Annotated in this window: 10 protein-coding genes and 1 pseudogene; 2 read left to right on the top strand and 9 right to left on the bottom strand. The window is 73.6% G+C overall.

Features of this window, described 5'->3' with window-relative positions:
* Positions 1–58: 58 nt before the first annotated feature.
* The 6 genes from CLV37_RS05175 to CLV37_RS05155 form a co-directional block, all read right to left on the bottom strand.
* The gene (locus CLV37_RS05175; RefSeq protein WP_106207833.1) at positions 59–1,591 is read right to left on the bottom strand and encodes a PucR family transcriptional regulator; all 1,533 of its coding nucleotides are present in this window, start codon (positions 1,589–1,591) and stop codon (positions 59–61) included.
* Between the two features lie 29 nt (positions 1,592–1,620).
* On the bottom strand, positions 1,621–2,124 hold the full coding sequence (locus CLV37_RS05170; RefSeq protein ID WP_106207831.1) for a nucleoside deaminase: 504 nt from the start codon (positions 2,122–2,124) through the stop codon (positions 1,621–1,623).
* Positions 2,121–3,503, bottom strand: a complete 1,383-nt coding sequence (locus CLV37_RS05165; RefSeq protein WP_106207829.1) for an amidohydrolase family protein — start codon at positions 3,501–3,503, stop codon at positions 2,121–2,123. Before CLV37_RS05165 ends, CLV37_RS05170 begins: the two co-directional genes overlap by 4 nt.
* A 581-nt stretch (positions 3,504–4,084) precedes the next feature.
* On the bottom strand, positions 4,085–6,469 hold the full coding sequence (locus CLV37_RS05160; RefSeq protein ID WP_170127064.1) for a ComEC/Rec2 family competence protein: 2,385 nt from the start codon (positions 6,467–6,469) through the stop codon (positions 4,085–4,087).
* Complete coding sequence (locus CLV37_RS27395; RefSeq protein WP_211298411.1) at positions 6,466–7,329, bottom strand: ComEA family DNA-binding protein; 864 nt, start codon at positions 7,327–7,329, stop codon at positions 6,466–6,468. The genes CLV37_RS05160 and CLV37_RS27395 overlap by 4 nt, the downstream gene beginning before the upstream one ends.
* Before the next feature lie 85 nt (positions 7,330–7,414).
* Entirely contained in the window at positions 7,415–8,020 is a 606-nt protein-coding gene (locus tag CLV37_RS05155) for a TetR/AcrR family transcriptional regulator (protein ID WP_211298410.1), read from the bottom strand.
* A 46-nt stretch (positions 8,021–8,066) separates the two neighbouring features.
* On the opposite strand from CLV37_RS05155, the gene CLV37_RS05150 reads away from it, so the two are divergent.
* Both CLV37_RS05150 and CLV37_RS05145 read left to right on the top strand, forming a co-directional pair.
* A complete protein-coding gene (locus tag CLV37_RS05150) occupies positions 8,067–10,319 on the top strand; it encodes a glycoside hydrolase family 3 C-terminal domain-containing protein (RefSeq protein ID WP_106207823.1) in 2,253 nt (750 codons plus the stop codon).
* Between the two features lie 140 nt (positions 10,320–10,459).
* Positions 10,460–11,308, top strand: a complete 849-nt coding sequence (locus CLV37_RS05145) for an NAD(P)H-binding protein (protein ID WP_106207821.1) — start codon at positions 10,460–10,462, stop codon at positions 11,306–11,308.
* Positions 11,309–11,386: 78 nt separating this feature from the next.
* On the opposite strand, the gene CLV37_RS29290 is transcribed toward CLV37_RS05145, so the two are convergent.
* From CLV37_RS29290 to CLV37_RS05135, 3 genes and pseudogenes are all read right to left on the bottom strand, one after another.
* On the bottom strand, positions 11,387–12,655 hold the full coding sequence (locus tag CLV37_RS29290; protein ID WP_245885259.1) for a PKD domain-containing protein: 1,269 nt from the start codon (positions 12,653–12,655) through the stop codon (positions 11,387–11,389).
* 204 nt (positions 12,656–12,859) lie between these two features.
* Positions 12,860–13,633 (bottom strand): annotated as a pseudogene (locus CLV37_RS29285) (SGNH/GDSL hydrolase family protein); the annotation flags it as partial.
* Between the two features lie 904 nt (positions 13,634–14,537).
* A complete protein-coding gene (locus CLV37_RS05135; protein WP_170127062.1) occupies positions 14,538–16,007 on the bottom strand; it encodes a fibronectin type III domain-containing protein in 1,470 nt (489 codons plus the stop codon).
* Between the last annotated feature and the right edge of the window lie 141 nt (positions 16,008–16,148).

The following is a 16,148-nucleotide window of genomic DNA, read 5'->3' as shown; positions in this document are numbered from 1 at the left end:
GCGCCGTGAGGGGCACGGGGGTTCGCCGGTGTCCCCGCGGTACGGGGCCAGCCTTCGTTCAACTGCGGTTGTCGACGCTGCCCCGGCACCGCAGCGCGAGGAACACGTCGACGCGGTCCTGCGTGGTGGTCAGGTCGCGGTGGGTGAGTTCCTCGACGCGGCCGATGCGGTACCGCAGGGTGTTGGGGTGGACGTGCAGAGCGCGGGCGGCGTCCTGCCAGGAACCTCCCCGGTCCAGGAAGATCTCGACCGTCGTCACGAGGTCGCCCCCGTGCCGGCGGTCGTACTCCTCCAGCTCGCCGAGGACGCTCGCGGCGAACGCGTCGCGGGCGGGCAGGGACAGCATCCGCAGCAGTGAGCGGTGGTCCCCGCTGGCCGAGGAGTCCACCAGGACCAGCCCCGCTCCCGCCGCGGGGTGCGGTGCCGCGTCGAACTCCACGAGCCGCTCACGGGCGACGGCGTGCGCGGAGGCGAGCCGGCTCACGCCGTTCACCGGGTCGCTGGCGGCGATGACGAGGGTGCGCCCGTCCAGCAGGTCGACGGGTTCGGGCAGCCCGCCCGCCAGGCGGTCGCGCAGGTCCGCGACCTCCGCGATCTCGGACAGCACCGCCGTCGCGGCCCCCTCGTGCAGGCAGACGGCGGCACGGACCCCCGGGCCCGTGCACAGCCGGGTGAGCAGCTCGGCCACCGCCTCCGCGGGGAACCCGAGATCGTCCGTGCGGGCGACGAGCACCCGCAGCCCGCCCTGCGGGTCCAGGCCGACCAGCCGCAGCAGGGCGGAGACCTCCCCCGGCGGCAGGGACTCGTCCACCGTCGCCGCGAGCAGCGCGGACACCCGCTCCCAGCGCGCACGACGCGAACGGCGGGCGAAGCGCAGTTCGGGCCGCAGCGCTGCCGCGAGCGCTTCCAGGACGCGGGTCGCGGCCGGTCCGAGGTCGCGCCGGGAGCGCTGCGCGGTGAGGACGGCGCGGGAGGAGGCCGGGCCGAGCGGCCAGCTCGTGACCTCCTCGCCGCCCACCGCGCGGGACCACGCCCGGGCGATGTGCTCGACCCCGACCGCCCCGGCGGTGGCCAGCGGGGCGCCGACGTCGTCGACGACCCAGCACGCCACCCCGTACGCGGTGTGGACCAGGGCCAGCGCGTCGTCCAGGGCACCGTCGGCGACGGCCTGCTGCACCCGTTCCCCGAGCTCCACCCCCGGGGCGTCGCCCGCGCCCAGGACGGCGACGGTCTCGACCACGCTCTGCACCACCGCCCCGAACGACACGTCGTCGGGGACCGTGGCGAGGACCAGGCCCTCGCGCCGGCAGGCCTCGACCACCTCGGGCGGGATCTCCCCGATCTCCACCGTCCCCAGGACCAGCGCTGTGGCGCCGGCCGCGACGAGGGCGCCCACGAAACGCTCCACACCGCCGGGCCGGTCGACCCACAGCCCGCTGGAGAGGACGACGATGCCGGGGACGAGGAACCTCGACGGGTCGGGCAGGTCGGTGATGTAGGCGGCGGTGACGGGGAGGTCCCCGACGTCCCCGCCGCCCACGACGACCCGCAGCCCGAGGCTGTGGATCCCCACCAGCTCCGAGAGCTTCACGTCACGTCCAGCACGTCAGGTCCGGCACGTCAGTTCCAGAACCCCTCGTGGACCGCGGCCGCTTCGTCGGCCAGCGCCGGCCCGGCGACGAGCACGACGCGCTGTCCCGCGTTGAGGACGGCGGCGCTGGAGAGCGCCATCGTGGGGTTCTCCTCGTGGTCGCCGGTGAGCTCGCCGAGCCGGGCCTCGCTCATGGCGTGCACGACCCGGCCGATGCCGGACCAGTAGATCGCCCCGGAGCACATGGCGCACGCCTCGGCGCTGGTGTACAGCGTGAACCCCGCCAGGGCGCTGGCCCCGAACGCCTGGAACGCGGCGCGCGCCAGCTTGAGTTCCGCGTGCGCGGTGCAGTCGCCGTCGGCCGGGACGCTGTTCTCCGACTCCAGGACGACGGCACCGGAAGGGTCGGTGAGCACCGCACCGAAGGGGTGCTGACCGCGGTCGCGGGAGCGGCGGGACACCGCGATGGCGTCGCGCAGCCGGGCGAGGTCGGTCTCGGTGACGGGGGTCTGGTGAGGTGCCTGGTCGGTCACGGCATGACTCCTTCCGGCTCGCCGTTCTCGGCGAGCCACGCGCTGCGGCGGGCGAACAGGTCCGGGACGAGGGAGTTCGCCCGGGAGATGATCTCGTGCAGGTCGGCGGTGACGAGGCGGCCGTCGCGGACCACGACCTGTCCCGCCACCATGGTCAGGTCGACGTCGGAGCCGCGGACGGCGTGGACGAGGTTGTGGTGGACGTTGGCGTACGGGCCGTCGGTGAACAACGGGGTCATCCGCGGGGTGTCGAGCCGCACGGCGATGAGGTCCGCCTGCTTGCCTGCTTCCAGCGACCCGGTCGTCTCGTCCAGGCCCATGGCCCGGGCGCCGCCGCGGGTGGCCATCTCCAGGACCTGCCAGGAGTCCATCGCGGCCGCGTCCATCACGCGCAGCTTGCCCAGCAGGGACGCGACCTTCATCTCCTCGAACAGGTCGAGGTTGTTGTTCTCCTTCTCCCCGTCGCTGCCGATCCCGACGGCGACCCCGGCGGCCAGGAGCTCGGCGACGGGGGCGAAACCGCTGGCGAGCTTCATGTTGCTGACGGGGTTGTGCGAGACGCCCCCGCGGCGGGCGGCGAGGAGCTCGATCTCGGAGTCGTCGAGCCAGACCGCGTGGGCCAGCACGGTGTTCGGGGTGTCGAAGAAACCCAGCCGGTCCAGGGCGTGCACCGGGCGAGCTCCGTAGCGCTGCTGGAACTGCTCGACCTCGATCTCGGCCTCGGAGCAGTGCGTGTACAGCCCGGTGCCGTACTCACCGGCCAGCGCGATGGCCCGGCGCTGCCCGGCCTCGTCGGCGTAGAAGGGGTGCTCCAGACCGACCCAGGGGACGATCCGGCCCCCGGCCGCGCCGGACCACTCCTTCAGCAGGCGTTCGTTGTCGTCGAGGGTGTCGAAGTAGTCGTGGTCGGGGTGGGCGCCGACGTAGTTCACGGTGACGAGGCGGTTGCCGAGCTGGAGCGCGGCCCGGGCTGCCCCGTCGAGGTAGCGCCACATGTCGACGACCGTCGTGGTGCCTGAGAGCAGACCCTCGGCGTAGCAGAGCCACGCTGCGGCTTCGGCCTCCTCGGGCCGCAGCACCCGGTGCATCGGGTCGATGTGCAGACGCAGCCACTCCCACACCGGCAGGTGCTCCGCCGTCCCGCGCAGCAGCCCGGAGTGGTGGTGGGCGTTGACCAGGCCGGGCATGAGGACACGTCCGGGCAGTTCGTGGACGACGGCCTCGGGGTGGGCAGCCCGCAGTTCGGCGGGACCACCGACGGCGAGGATCGTCTGGCCGTCGACGACGACGGCCCCGGGGGCGAGGACACGGTGCCGCTCGGGCCCGGCCCCGGCCAGCGGCACGACGACGTCGGCCGTGAGGAGGGTGGTCTGGGTCACCGGGACAGGGTCGCAGCCGCCACGGCGTGTTCGGACACCGGACCGACACCGCGGACCAGGCGGGTGGCGGGACGTGGTGCTGGGGGGTGGAACCGTCGTGGAACCGGCGGCCCGCACGGGGCCCACGCTCGTCGGATCGACCGCTTCCCCTGCGGCACAGTTGATGTGCTGGCACCGTCACGGACGAACCGTCCGGCGCGAGCGTCCTCGCGCAGCACGACGCGACGGCGCGGTCGTGCGGCGCGGTGCCCGCCCGAGCAGGCGCGGGGAAACACGCTGTTCACGGAGTTAAATGTTTGTTACGTCTCGCCCGGCCGCCTCCAGGTCGACGCCGGTGGACACCGTCGACGCCGTCTCGGCCTGCCCGCGCACCCGTCACCGCAGCGGACCCCGCGGTCGTCGTTGCCCGGGGCGGGCAGCTCGCCGAGCCCCTCACGGAGTCCGGAGCAGATCCCGGCACCGTCGAGGAGGCCGAGCACGAACCCGGCGTGGTTTCCTCCCGGACGGAGACGACGCACCGCGGCCGGTGGAGGGGAGCACTCGCAGCGCAAGAACCCGGCGGTCCTCACGACCGTGCCCCTTCACCCGTCGGAGTTCTGCGCGCGCCGCGCGGCCTGCCGCGGGTCCGACCCGCGCACCACGGTCCGCAGCGCCGCGGCCGTCCCGGCGACCGCGACGTCGCCGCCGGTGTCGGTGCGCAGCACCCGGGCCCCGGTCCGCGTGAGCAGGTCCAACGTCCCCGCGGCCGGGTGGCCGTAGTCGTTGACCTCCCCCACCTCCACGAGCGCGATCCGCGGCCGCACCCGGGCGTAGAACCGCCGGTCCTGGTTGGCCGAGCCGTGGTGGGCGACCTTGACGACGTCGACGCTCGCGCCCTCGGGCCAGTGCGAGAGCACCGCCCGCTGACCGTCGCGTTCGAGGTCACCGGTGAGCAGGACGCTCACCCCGGCGACGTCGGCGAGCAGCACGAGGCTGGAGTCGTTGACCTGCGAGGAGTCCGGTGCTGCGAGCTGCGCCACCGAGGGTTCGGGCGCCAGGACCGTCCAGCGCACGGTCCCGGCCGATCCCCGCTGGCCCGCGACGGCTTCGGTGACCTCGACCGCACCGACCGTCCGTCGCACGCCGCGGGCGGCGGGTTCGACCGCGAGCGGGGAGACGAGGACCCGGCCCACCGGCCGGCCCCGCAGGGCCCCGGCCAGACCCCCGACGTGGTCGGCGTGGAAGTGGGTGAGCACCACCGCGTCCAGCCGCCGCACCCCCAGCCGGTCCAGGCAGCCGTCGACGAGGACGTCGTCGGGGCCGGCGTCCACCAGCACCGCCGACGCCGGCCCGGACCGCAGCACGAGCGCGTCGCCCTGGCCGACGTCGCAGCCCACCACGAGCCAGTCCGGTGGCGGCCACGGCCCCGACGGCCCACCCCAGCGGGGTGCGCACCGCACGAGGAGCACGGCCACCAGGAGCAGCACCGCGGCCACGGCCAACCACCGCCGCCCCGAACGCCGGAACCGGACGACCGCTGCGACGGCCGCGACGACCAGCAGCGTCAGCAGCACGACCACGACGAAACCCGCCGCCCCGGCCGGGACCTCCAGCGACGTCGGCAACCGGGCGCAGCCCCGGGTCACGGCGGCGATCCACCACGCGCACCACCCCGCGGGCCACGCCAGCAGCGCCGCCCCGCCCGGCCACAGGGGCGAGAGCAGCGTGGCGGCCAGGCCGATGACCGTCGCGGGCGCGACCGCCGGGGCGACCAGGACGTTCGCGGGGATCGTCACGAGGTTCACCGACGGCTGCAGCAGGACCACGACCGGCCCGCACACCGCCTGCGCCGCAGCGGGGACCGCCAGGGAGTACGCGACGACCCGCGGCAGCCCGGCGCCGGTGAGCCGTTCGGCCCAGGGCCGGGCCAGCAGCACCAGCGCCGTCGTGGCCAGGACCGACAGGACGAACCCGTACTCCCGGGCCAGCCACGGGTCGGCGACGAGCAGCACCACGACCGCCGCCCCCACCACGGGGACCCCCCGCACGGGCCGCCCGGCCGCCAGACCGGCCAGACCGACCCCGCCCATCACGGCCGCCCGCAGCACGCTCGGGTCCGGCCGGGCCAGCACGACGAAACCCACCAGTCCCACCCCGGCGACCAGCAGCCGCGACCGCCGGCCGAACCCCAGCCACGACGCGACGAGGACGACGAACCCCACGACCAGCGTCGTGTTCGACCCGCTGACGGCGGTGAGGTGCGTCAGCCCGACCTGCTTCATCGCGGCCTCGAGGTCGTCGGGCAGCTCGCTGGTGTCCCCCACGACCAGGCCCGGCAGCAACCCGCGCGCGTCCCGCGGCTGGTCCGCGACGGCGTCGCGCAACCCCGTGCGCAGCCGCTCGGCGACGGTCAGCGGCCCGCCGGGGCGGTGGGTCGCGTCCAGGGCCCGCGCCGAGACCACGACGACGGACCGGTCCCCCGGCTCGGCCGGGCCGAGGCGCCCGCCGAACGCGACGCGGTCCCCCCAGCGGACGGCGCGCCACCCGTCGGCGGGGGCGAACACCGTGGCGGGCGCGGCCAGGGCCGTCGTCGCGCCCCGGGCGCTGACCCGGCGCAGCCGGACGTCGAGCACCACCCGCGGCGCGTCGCCCTCGTGCAGCGCGGGCAGGGCGTGCGGGTCGGACGTCACGGTCGCGGTGAACGTCCCGGACACCGTGCGATGCGCGAGGTCCTGCACCCCGCCGGCGGTGGACCGGCCGTGCTGCAGGGCCACCGAGAGGAGCACCAGCAGGCAGCCGGCGAGCACGAGGACGCCGCGGGCCCCGCGGCCGGCCGCGACGAGGAACCCCACCGCCGCGACCAGCACGCCGGCGCCCACCAGCACGGGCCGCCACCCCGGGGCGCCGGTGGCACCGAACGCGGTCGCCCACGCGGCGACGGCCACGGCCGCCAGGCGCAGGTCGAGCGGGACCGGTGGCGCGCTCACACCCTCACCAGGTCCCGCAGGCCCTCCAGCACCTTCGGCCCGATGCCCTGCACCTCCCCGAGGTCGTCGACGCTGGAGAACCTGCCGTTCTCCCGCCGCCAGGCGACGATCCGCCCGGCGAGGACCTCCCCCACGCCCGGCAGGGCGTCGAGGTCGGCGGCCGTGGCGGTGTTGAGGTCCACGGGCCCGGCCACGGGAACGGACCCGGCGGCGACACCCGGCGGTGCGGCGGGCGGGGCCTGTCCCGGACCGGGGACCAGCACCTGCTCGCCGTCGACGAGGACCCGGGCGAGGTTCACCGCGTCGAGGTCGGCGTCGGGGCCGGCCCCGCCCGCCGCGGTCAGCGCGTCGGCGACGCGGCTGCCCGCGGCCAGGGTCACGACACCCGTCGAGGCGACCCGGCCCGCGACGTGGACGACGACCTGCCCCGAGGACTGTCCCGAGACCTGTCCCGCGGGGGACGGAGACGCGGTGGCGGGTGCGCTCGGGACCGGCGCGGTCGTGCGCGCGGGAAGCGCCTCCCCCTGCACCGCAGCCGGTCGCGGCCATCCGCGCCAGACGAGGAACGTGAGGGCGGCGGCCACGAGCAGTCCCACCAGGAGGACTCCCAGCGCGGCGCGCGGCCCGACGCGGGTGCGGACCGCCCGCAACCCCGGCGGCGTGCGGTCGGCCACCGCCCGCCGCCAGGAGGGCGACGGTGCGGTGGGTGCCGGGTCGTCCTCGTCGAACTCCTCGTCGAACTCCTCGTCGGAGTTCGCGGCCGAGGTCGCGGCGTGGCTCGCGCCGGGGGTCCGGAACTGCCGGAGCGCGAGGTCCCGGGCTCGGGCGACGCCGTCACGCGGGGGTGGGGAGGCAGGCACCCGGGAAAGCTAGGCGCGCCCGGCGCGCGCTCCCGGCCACGGGGATCTCACGTGTGGACGGGAGGACCCTGTGGACGCCGCGGCGTCACCCGGCGGGCTGCGTCCACACCCGGGACGACCCGCCCGCCGAGGCCAGTTCGACGGCGATCTGCGCGTCGACCTCCGCGACCATGTCGACGTCGTCGGGGTGCAGCAGCCACTGCACCTGCAGGCCGTCCAGGACGGCGACCAGCCGGCGCGCCGCGGAACCGGGCCGGGGGTGCCCGCAGTCCGCGAACGCGTCGGTCAGCGCGGCGACGACCTGCCGGTAGCGCTCGTCGAAGAAGGCGTGCGCGGGGTGGGCGGGCGAGGTGGCCTCGGCGGACAGCACGCTGAACAGCTCGACGGTCCCGCGGCGCCCGACGTTGCGCCGCACCACGTCCAGCAGCGCCGCGAGTCGTTCGCGGCCGGTCCCGGCCTGCAGTTCCAGAGCGGCCGCGTCCTCGACGTCGCGCTGCCGGAGCACCGCCAGCAGCAGCGCCTCCTTGCCCCCCACGTGGTGCAGCAGCCCGGCCTGGGACAGTCCGCAGCGGGCCGCGAGGTCGCGCAGCGACGCCGCCTGGTAACCGGACCCGGCGAACAGCGCGACGGCCTCGGTGAGGATCTGCTCGCGCCGCGCGCGCCCCTTGGCGTACTCACCCCGAGTGCTCACCCCCAATACCTACCACTTGAACGGTTTTCGGGGGTAGCCTCCCGCCATGACCGACACCGACGTCCCGCGCTCGCCGGCGCAGCTGCTGGCCGAGCTCACGCTCGAGGAGAAGGCCGCCCTGCTCGACGGGTCCAACTTCTGGCACACCGAACCCGTCGAGCGCCTGGGCGTCCCGGCCCTCATGGTCACCGACGGCCCGCACGGCCTGCGCAAGCAGGCCGGGGACGGCGACCACCTCGGCCTGAACGCCTCCGTGCCCGCCACCTGCTTCCCGCCGGCCGCGGGGCTGGCCTCCTCGTGGAACACCGACCTGCTGCGCCGGCTCGGCGAGGCCCTGGGCCGTGAGACGCGGGCCGAGAAGGTGTCGGTCCTGCTCGGCCCCGGGGTGAACATGAAGCGTTCGCCGCTGTGCGGGCGCAACTTCGAGTACTTCTCCGAGGACCCGGTGCTGGCCGGCGACCTCGCCGCGGCCCTGGTCGAGGGTGTCCAGAGCCAGGGCGTGGGGACGTCGCTGAAGCACTTCGCGGCCAACAACCAGGAGACGCAGCGGATGACGATCTCCGCCGACGTCGACGAGCGCACGCTGCGCGAGATCTACCTCACCGCCTTCGAGCGGGTGGTGACGAAGGCCCAGCCGTGGACCGTCATGTGCTCGTACAACAAGATCAACGGCGTCTACGCCTCGCAGGACCCCTGGCTGCTGACGCAGGTCCTGCGCGAGGAGTGGGGGTTCCGGGGCCTCGTCGTCTCCGACTGGGGCGCCGTCGACGTCCGCGAGGACGGGGTGCGCGCCGGCCTGGACCTGGAGATGCCCAGCTCGTCGGGTGCGGGGACGCAGCGCCTGCTCGAGGCCGTGGCCACCGGGACGCTGGCCACCGCCGACCTCGACCGCGCCGTGCTGCGCGTCCTGGAACTCGTCGAGAAGTCCCGGGCGGCGCTGGCCGACCCGGGCACCTTCGACCCCGCCGCCCACCACGCCCTGGCCCGCGAGGCCGCGACCCAGAGCGCGGTCCTGCTGAAGAACTCCGACGCGATCCTGCCGCTGGCCGCCACCGGCGGGAGCATCGCCGTCGTCGGCGAGTTCGCCCGCTCCCCCCGCTACCAGGGCGCCGGCAGTTCGCAGGTGAACCCCACGCAGCTCGACGACGCGCTCAGCGCGCTGCGGGAGCGGTTCACCGGGCGCGAGGTCACCTTCGCCGCCGGGTACGAACCCGAGAGCGAGGAGGTGGACGCCACCCTGGTCGCCGAGGCCGTCGCGCACGCCGCGGCCGCCGAGGTCGTCGTCCTGTTCCTGGGCCTGCCGTCGTCGTACGAGTCCGAGGGGTACGACCGCGAGCACACGAACCTGCCGCCGACGCAGCTCGCGCTGCTGGACGCCGTCGTCGTGGCGAACCCGCACGTCGTCGTCGTGCTGGCCAACGGGTCGGTCGTGAACCTGGAACCGTGGCAGGGGTCGGTCGAGGCGGTCCTGGAGGGCTGGCTCGGCGGCCAGGCCGGCGGGTCCGCGGTCGCCGACCTGCTCTCCGGCGCCGTCAACCCGTCGGGCAAGCTCGCCGAGACGATCCCGGTGGCCTACCGGGACAACCCCACGATCGGCAACTTCCCGGGCGAGCACGGGCACGTCCGGTACGGCGAGGGTCTGCTCATCGGGTACCGCTGGTACGACGCCCACTCCCTGCCCGTGGCGGCGGCCTTCGGTCACGGGCTGTCGTACACGACGTTCGCCTACTCCGGCCTGGACCTCGTCGCAGGCGAGGACGGCCTGGACGTGCACGTGACGATCACGAACACCGGCGACGTCGCGGGCAGCGAGGTCGTGCAGGTGTACGTGGCCGACACCGAGGCGAGCGTCTCGCGCCCGGACCAGGAGCTGAAGGGTTTCGCACGGGTCAGCCTCGAACCGGGCCAGAGCCGCGAGGTCGTGATCACCCTGGACGAGCGCGCGTTCTCCTTCTGGCACACGGCCGTCGGCCGCTGGGTCGTCGAGGGCGGCGAGTTCGGGATCCGCGTCGGGGCGTCCTCGCGCGACATCCGCCTGGCCACCACGATCACCCTGCCGGGGGACGGGGTCGTGACCCCGCTCGCGCTCGACTCCGAGCTGGAGACCTGGCTCGCCCACCCGGGCGTGGGCGCCTCGCTGCGCGCGACGCTGTCCGGGACGTCCTGGGAGGGCATGCTGTTCGACCCGCACAACGGCGCCATGATGCGGGCGATCCCGCTGCTGCGGCTGACCCGGTTCCCCGGGTTCCCGATCGCCGAGGCGGAGCTGCCGGCGCTGCTGGAGTCCGCCGACGTCTGACCCAGCCACCTGACCCGCACCACCCCGGGGCCGGCCGACACGACGTCGGCCGGCCCTCCGGCGTCTGCGGTACCGGTGGTTGCGCACTGACGTTTCCAGCGTTAGCGTTCAAACGCAACCACCGATACCAGGAGGACCCCGTGATCGTCACCACCGGCGCGACCGGCGCGCTGAACGGCCGCACCACCGAGAAGCTGCTGGAGGTCCTGCCCGCCGACCGGATCGGCGTCAGCGTCCGCGACGTGACCAGGGCGCAGTCCCTGGCCGAGCGCGGGGTGCGCGTGCGCCAGGGCTCCTACACCGACCCCGCCGCCCTGCGGCACTCCTTCGAGGACGCCGAGCAGGTGCTGCTCGTGTCCACGAGCGACCCGCACGCCGACGGCGTCGCGCTCCACCGCAACGGGATCGAGGCGGCGCAGGCCGTCGGCGCCCGGCGGGTGCTGTACACCAGCCACCAGGGCGCCCACCCCGACACGCCCTTCCATCCCGGCCGCGACCACGCCGGGACCGAAGCGGCCCTGGCCGAGTCCGGGGTCGCGTGGACGTCGCTGCGCAACGGGTTCTACGCCCACTCCCTCGACTGGTTCCTCGGACCCTGGCAGCGGACCGGCACCATCGCCGCCCCCGCCGACGGACCCACGTCGTGGACGCACCGCGAGGACGCGGCCGACGCCGCGGCCGTCCTGCTGGCCGGGGCCCCCGTGGACGGGCCCGTCACCCTCACCGCGCGCGAGGCGGTGACGTTCGAGGACATCGCGGCGGTCCTGACCGAGCTGACCGGCCGCACCGTCCGCCGCGTCGTCGTGGACGACGAGGAGTGGGTCGCGGACTCGGTGGCCGCGGGCACCCCCGAGCCGATGGCCCGGTTCGTGCTGTCGTACTTCCAGGCCGCGCGCGCCGGGTTCTTCGCCGGGACCGACCCGGCGCTGGGCGACCTGCTGGGCCGCGAACCCCGCACCGTGCGGGACCTGCTCGCCACGCGGGTGTGAGGCGGCCCGCAGACCGTCGCGCGGTGCGGGCGCCCCGCCCGGGCAGGACCGACGTCCCGCCCGGGCACCACCGGGCTCCTACCCCTGGTTGGTCCCCCGGCACATGTACGTCGGGTTCGACCCCAGGAACGGCGCGTCCCCGAAGGTGAACACCCCGCCGTCGCAGGCGTTGAGCCAGTACCCCCGGCCCGTGGGGGTCACGGCCATGCCGGTCACCCGGCCGTTCAGCGGTTTGCCGCCCATCGACCCGTAGAACTGGGCGTTGCCGAAGGTGAACACCCCGCCGTCCTCGGCCGTCATCCAGTACCCGCCACCGTCCGGGGTCACGTCCATGTCGACGACGGGGTAGCTGAGGGGTTGCCCGCCCATCGATCCGTAGAACGGGGCGTCCCCGAAGGAGAAGACACCTCCGTCAGCGGCCACGAGCCAGTACCCGTTGCCGCTGGCCGTGGCCGCCATCCCGACGACCGGCCGGTTCAGGGGCTGCCCACCCATCGACCCGAAGAACTGCGCGTCCCCGAAGCTGAAGACCCCGCCGTCGGACCCCACGAGCCAGTACCCGCGGCCGGTCTTGGTGGGCACCATGTCGACGATGTTGCCGACGTGGACGCCGATGCCGGGCAGCGAGCCGTAGAAACCGGCGTCCCCGAAGCTGAACACGCCCCCGTCGGACCCGACGACCCAGTACCCCTTGCCCGAGGGCGTGCGGGCCATGCCCATGATGTTCGTCAGGTGCAACGGGATGCCGGGCACCGAACCGTAGAACTGCGCGTCGCCGTAGGTGAAGACACCTCCGTCGCTGGCCACCTGCCAGTACCCCTTGCCCGAGGGGGTGGCGATGACGTCGGCGGCGGTGGGCAGCATGGCGACGGTCAGGCTGCGCCCGGCCGAGGCCGAGCCGCCCTGCCCGTCGGTCACGGTGACGGTCCAGTCGTACTTCGTCCCCGGGTCCAGGGTGCTGGCCGGAACCGTCCACCCGCCCGAGACGGGACCGGAGGACTTGTCGACCATGTACCCCGTGATCCGGTAGGTGAAGCCCACGGCATCACCGTCGGGATCGGTGACCGTCGTGCTGAGCACGGGCCGGTTGGTGCCCACGATCGTGCCGTCGGCGGGGTTGGGCCGGCCGATGACGGGTGCGCGGTTGGGCAGGCTGAGCGTCTTGACCGTCGTCGCCGCAGCCCCCTTGTCGTCCGTCACGCGCAGCGTCACCGACGGCGCCCGGTCGGCGGTGCCGAAGGCGTACGACGCGGTCTTGCCCGTGGCGACGACCGCGCCCTTGTAGAGCCACTCGTACCTGGCGATGCTGCCGTCCGGGTCCGAGGACGCACTCGCGTCCAGGTTCACCTTGCCAGGAACTCCATCGACTCGCACGGAGGAGAAAGCCGCCGACGGGACCTTGTTGGCAGGGGTCGGGGTGCCCACGCTGCCACCACCCCCGGCACCGGCCCAGGAAGCGGGGGTCCATGACGGAAAAGCTTCCGTCAACAGCCGCGCGTACTCCCGCTGTCCGTCGCTGTTGGGGTGGTACCAGGTGGGCACTTTCGAAGTATCGAGCGCCGGGAACTGATTGACCCACGTCACGGGGTTCACCGAACACGTCGGAGCGGGTAGAGCATTGCCGGGGGCGTGCCACTTGAAGGTTCCGCTGACGGGGATGAACTTGATGTTCGGGTTCGATCTTGCGGCAGCATCGACGACAGCCTGCTGAATCTCGTCCGCTTTGTCGCTCAGTTTACGGATGCGATGAGCCACCTGCACACCTGGAAGTACGCCGAGGCAGTTGGGCGCAACCAACGGTGGATAACCCATGATGACGATCTGCGTATCGGTTCGCGTCGCCTGACGGATGCGCCTGACCGCCTCTGCGAGGGAGTTGCTGATCGTGCCGTCGCTCGTGAGCCTCTCGGCTCGGTTGAGTGCAGTGTTGCAGTAGTTGGGCAAGATTTTGACCAAGCAGTCGCTGACGATCGTGGCGAATCCTGCATCATTCCCACCGAACGTCATGAGGACCATGTCCGTACGGGTTCCCAGGTGAGATATCTGGATTCCCCCCTTGCTGGCGCTGTATGAACCAGTTGCGGGGTTCCAGTTCGTGCCATTCACGAGCGCGCTGATGGTGGAGCCACTGCAGGCCGCGTTGTCGTAGAGGACGGTCTGGCCGCGCGAGACACGTCCCTGCGCGTACAGGCTCGACCAGTTGTCTTTGCTCCTGAAGCAGTCGGTGTCTTCGTAGTTCCCCGCACCGTTGCCCGCGGTGTAAGAATCACCTACGGCGACGATCCGCAGCGTCTTGGGCTCTGCGTTCGCCGAGGAGGGACTCATCAGCATCGTTGCCACAAGGGCAGAGATGAGCACCGGAATGCTCATCCAAGAACGTTTCGCGAGATGCATGTCAACCTCCAGGTCGCCTGTTGTTCGTCTTCGAAGTGCACTCAGTTCGGAGCACGGGTCGCGGCAAGCCCTCTCGAAGGCTTTTTCGCGAGAACTGCACGAGGCTGCGGCAGCGATGAGGGGGTCCTCTCGCTGACCCGCCTCGGCGGATCAGCGCTTCCGGATCCACGCGACACTGAATACGCGCAGCTGTATCTGAGACTGACCGCCACAGGAACGGCGTCGCCGCGAGATACGGGTCGCACTCCCGCCCAGCACAGCCCCTCGGGCGTCAGGGCGACACCAGCTTCGAGGCAGACTTCAATCAGCAGGCCCTCGCCGCGACCGAGGCCAGCCAGTGGTCAGGGCCAACGAAGAGCCCTCCCCGACCACACGAACGCTGAGCCGTCCGCCCTCGAGGTCAGGTGCCTCCAGGCGTACGACGGCTCGGTTCGCGCAACGCAGTGCACCTTGCCCGACGTCTACGTCGGCGCCCGAGCCGCGCCTGTGTCTGCGCTGGAAGTGGCTCACCTGAACTCAACCCCCGAGGCTCCTGGCAGCCGTACAGTTCGCCCGCTTGACGACAGCGAACCTTCCGCGCTCGTCGTAGTGCCTACCTCGGCCCTGACCGCCCTGTTGCCTGTGCCCGGCGTCACCGGCCTCGAAAGCGAAGGCGCAGAGGGAGTCCCCCACCCGTCGTGAGGGCGGTCTCCCCCACCCCACCCGCTCGGGCGCACGTCACCACCACGGGCGTGAACGTGCCGATCCGTCGACTCCGCTGCACCATCGCAACCTCCCGTCGTTCGTCGCTGCCGTTCGGTGGCACCGCGGCGGCGGACGTGCGTCCCGCCCCACCTCAGGCTGGCGCGTACTGCACGACCCAGTCGATCTGGATGTGCCCCGCCGTCGTGGGTTTCTTCCCGTACGCGGTCTCGGACTGCAGGACCCAGTGCATGGGGCCGGCGGGCACCTGACGGGTGGACGTGCCCACGAGCCGGCCGTCGAGGAAGAACTTCACCTGCCCCGCGGTCCACTCGGTCGTCGTCGTGTGCCACCCGGAGTTGAAAGCGACGCCGGAGTGGAAGTCGTCCTGGCCGCCTGCCGGGTTCGCGTAGTGCATGAACCCCTGGATCTCGCCGTCGAGCTCGCCCTCGGGCCAGTCGATCTCCCCCTTGTCCGGCCACTCGCTGGTGGCCGGGTCGCCGTCGTCCTGCGGCCACAGCAGCCAGGCGCTGGACCAGCCGGCCATCCCGGGGTCCACCCTGAAGCGCACCGAGTACCGGCCGTACACCTGGTCGGCGTTCTTGCCGCCCACCTTCGGGATCAGCGCCGCCGACTGCGGGACGCCGTTCTCGCTGTGCAGGTAGTAGTCACCGACGCCGCCCTTGGCGGAGAACACCTTGGAGGTCTTCCAGACGCCCTGCTTCCCGGTGTCGGGGGTTCCCCAGTCGTAGGGTTCGAACCGTCCCGAGTACGCCCCCGGCCACCCGCCCGGGGGCAGGTCGGCGGTGAAGTCCTCGGCGAAGACCTGCTTCCAGCCGGTCAGGTTCCCCACGGGCATCGGCTGGCCGGAGGGCGAGGGGGTGGGGACGACGGCCGTGACCGCGGCAGCCGTCCCGGTGCCGAGCGACGTGACGGCGGCGACGGTGAAGGTGTACGTCCGGCCGGGGACGAGGTTGCCGAAGAGCTGCTGGCGCGCCGTGGCCGCCACCGTCGTGCTCCACGCCCCGGTGCCGGTGCTGTCGGTCCCGTCGCGGGCGACCCGGTACCCCGAGACGGCGGCGCCGCCGGAGGCCTTCGGGGGCGCCCAGGCCAGGGTCGCGGTGCCGCCGCTCGCCGCGGGGGTCACCGTCACGGACGTCGGGGCGCTCGCGAGCGCCGTCGCAGAGGTCATCGTCACCGCGACCGTGGTGCTCGTCCCCGCCCCGGCGGAGTTCACGGCCCGTACGGACAGCCGGTAGGTGGCGCCGGGGACGAGCTGGTTGAAGGTCGCCGACCGGGCGGTGGCGGCGACCGTGCCGCTCCAGGCGCCGTACCCGGTGGAGTCCTTGCCGTCGCGGGCCACGACGTAGCCGGTGATCGCGGCGCCCCCGGTGCCGGCCGGTGCGCCCCAGGACAGCGTCGCCGACGTCCCGGAGGTCGTCACGGTCACCGAGGTGGGGGCGGAGGGGGCCGTGACGGCCCGGGCGGCCGCGACGGCGGTCGACGGCGGCCCGGCGGCGACCGTGACGGGCGCCAGGGCCACGGCCAGCGCGAGGGCGAGCCGCGACAGGCCGCGCTGCGGGCGGCGGTGGCGCGGGCCGGTGGAGCGGGGTCGTGCGCGCATGGGGTCCTCCGCGGGCCGGTGGGGTGGCACGTCGGGCACCGGCGCAGGTGACCCCCCTCGTGACCACCTGCACCCGGTGACCGGAGCGCTCATCCAAACGGGTGACGGTCCCGGCCCTCACCGGCAGCCCTGCCCTTGACG

Source organism: Kineococcus rhizosphaerae (genome assembly GCF_003002055.1).
GTDB classification, from domain to species: Bacteria; Actinomycetota; Actinomycetes; order Actinomycetales; family Kineococcaceae; genus Kineococcus; species Kineococcus rhizosphaerae.
The sequence above is the reverse complement of the archived record's forward strand: the minus strand, read 5'-3'. Positions and strand labels throughout refer to the sequence as shown.

Coding starts and splice junctions, on each gene's coding strand:
- CLV37_RS05150 (WP_106207823.1), top strand. CDS start 8,067: ATGACCGACACCGACGTCCCGCGCTCGCCGGCGCAGCTGCTGGCCGAG.
- CLV37_RS05135 (WP_170127062.1), bottom strand. CDS start 16,007: ATGCGCGCACGACCCCGCTCCACCGGCCCGCGCCACCGCCGCCCGCAG.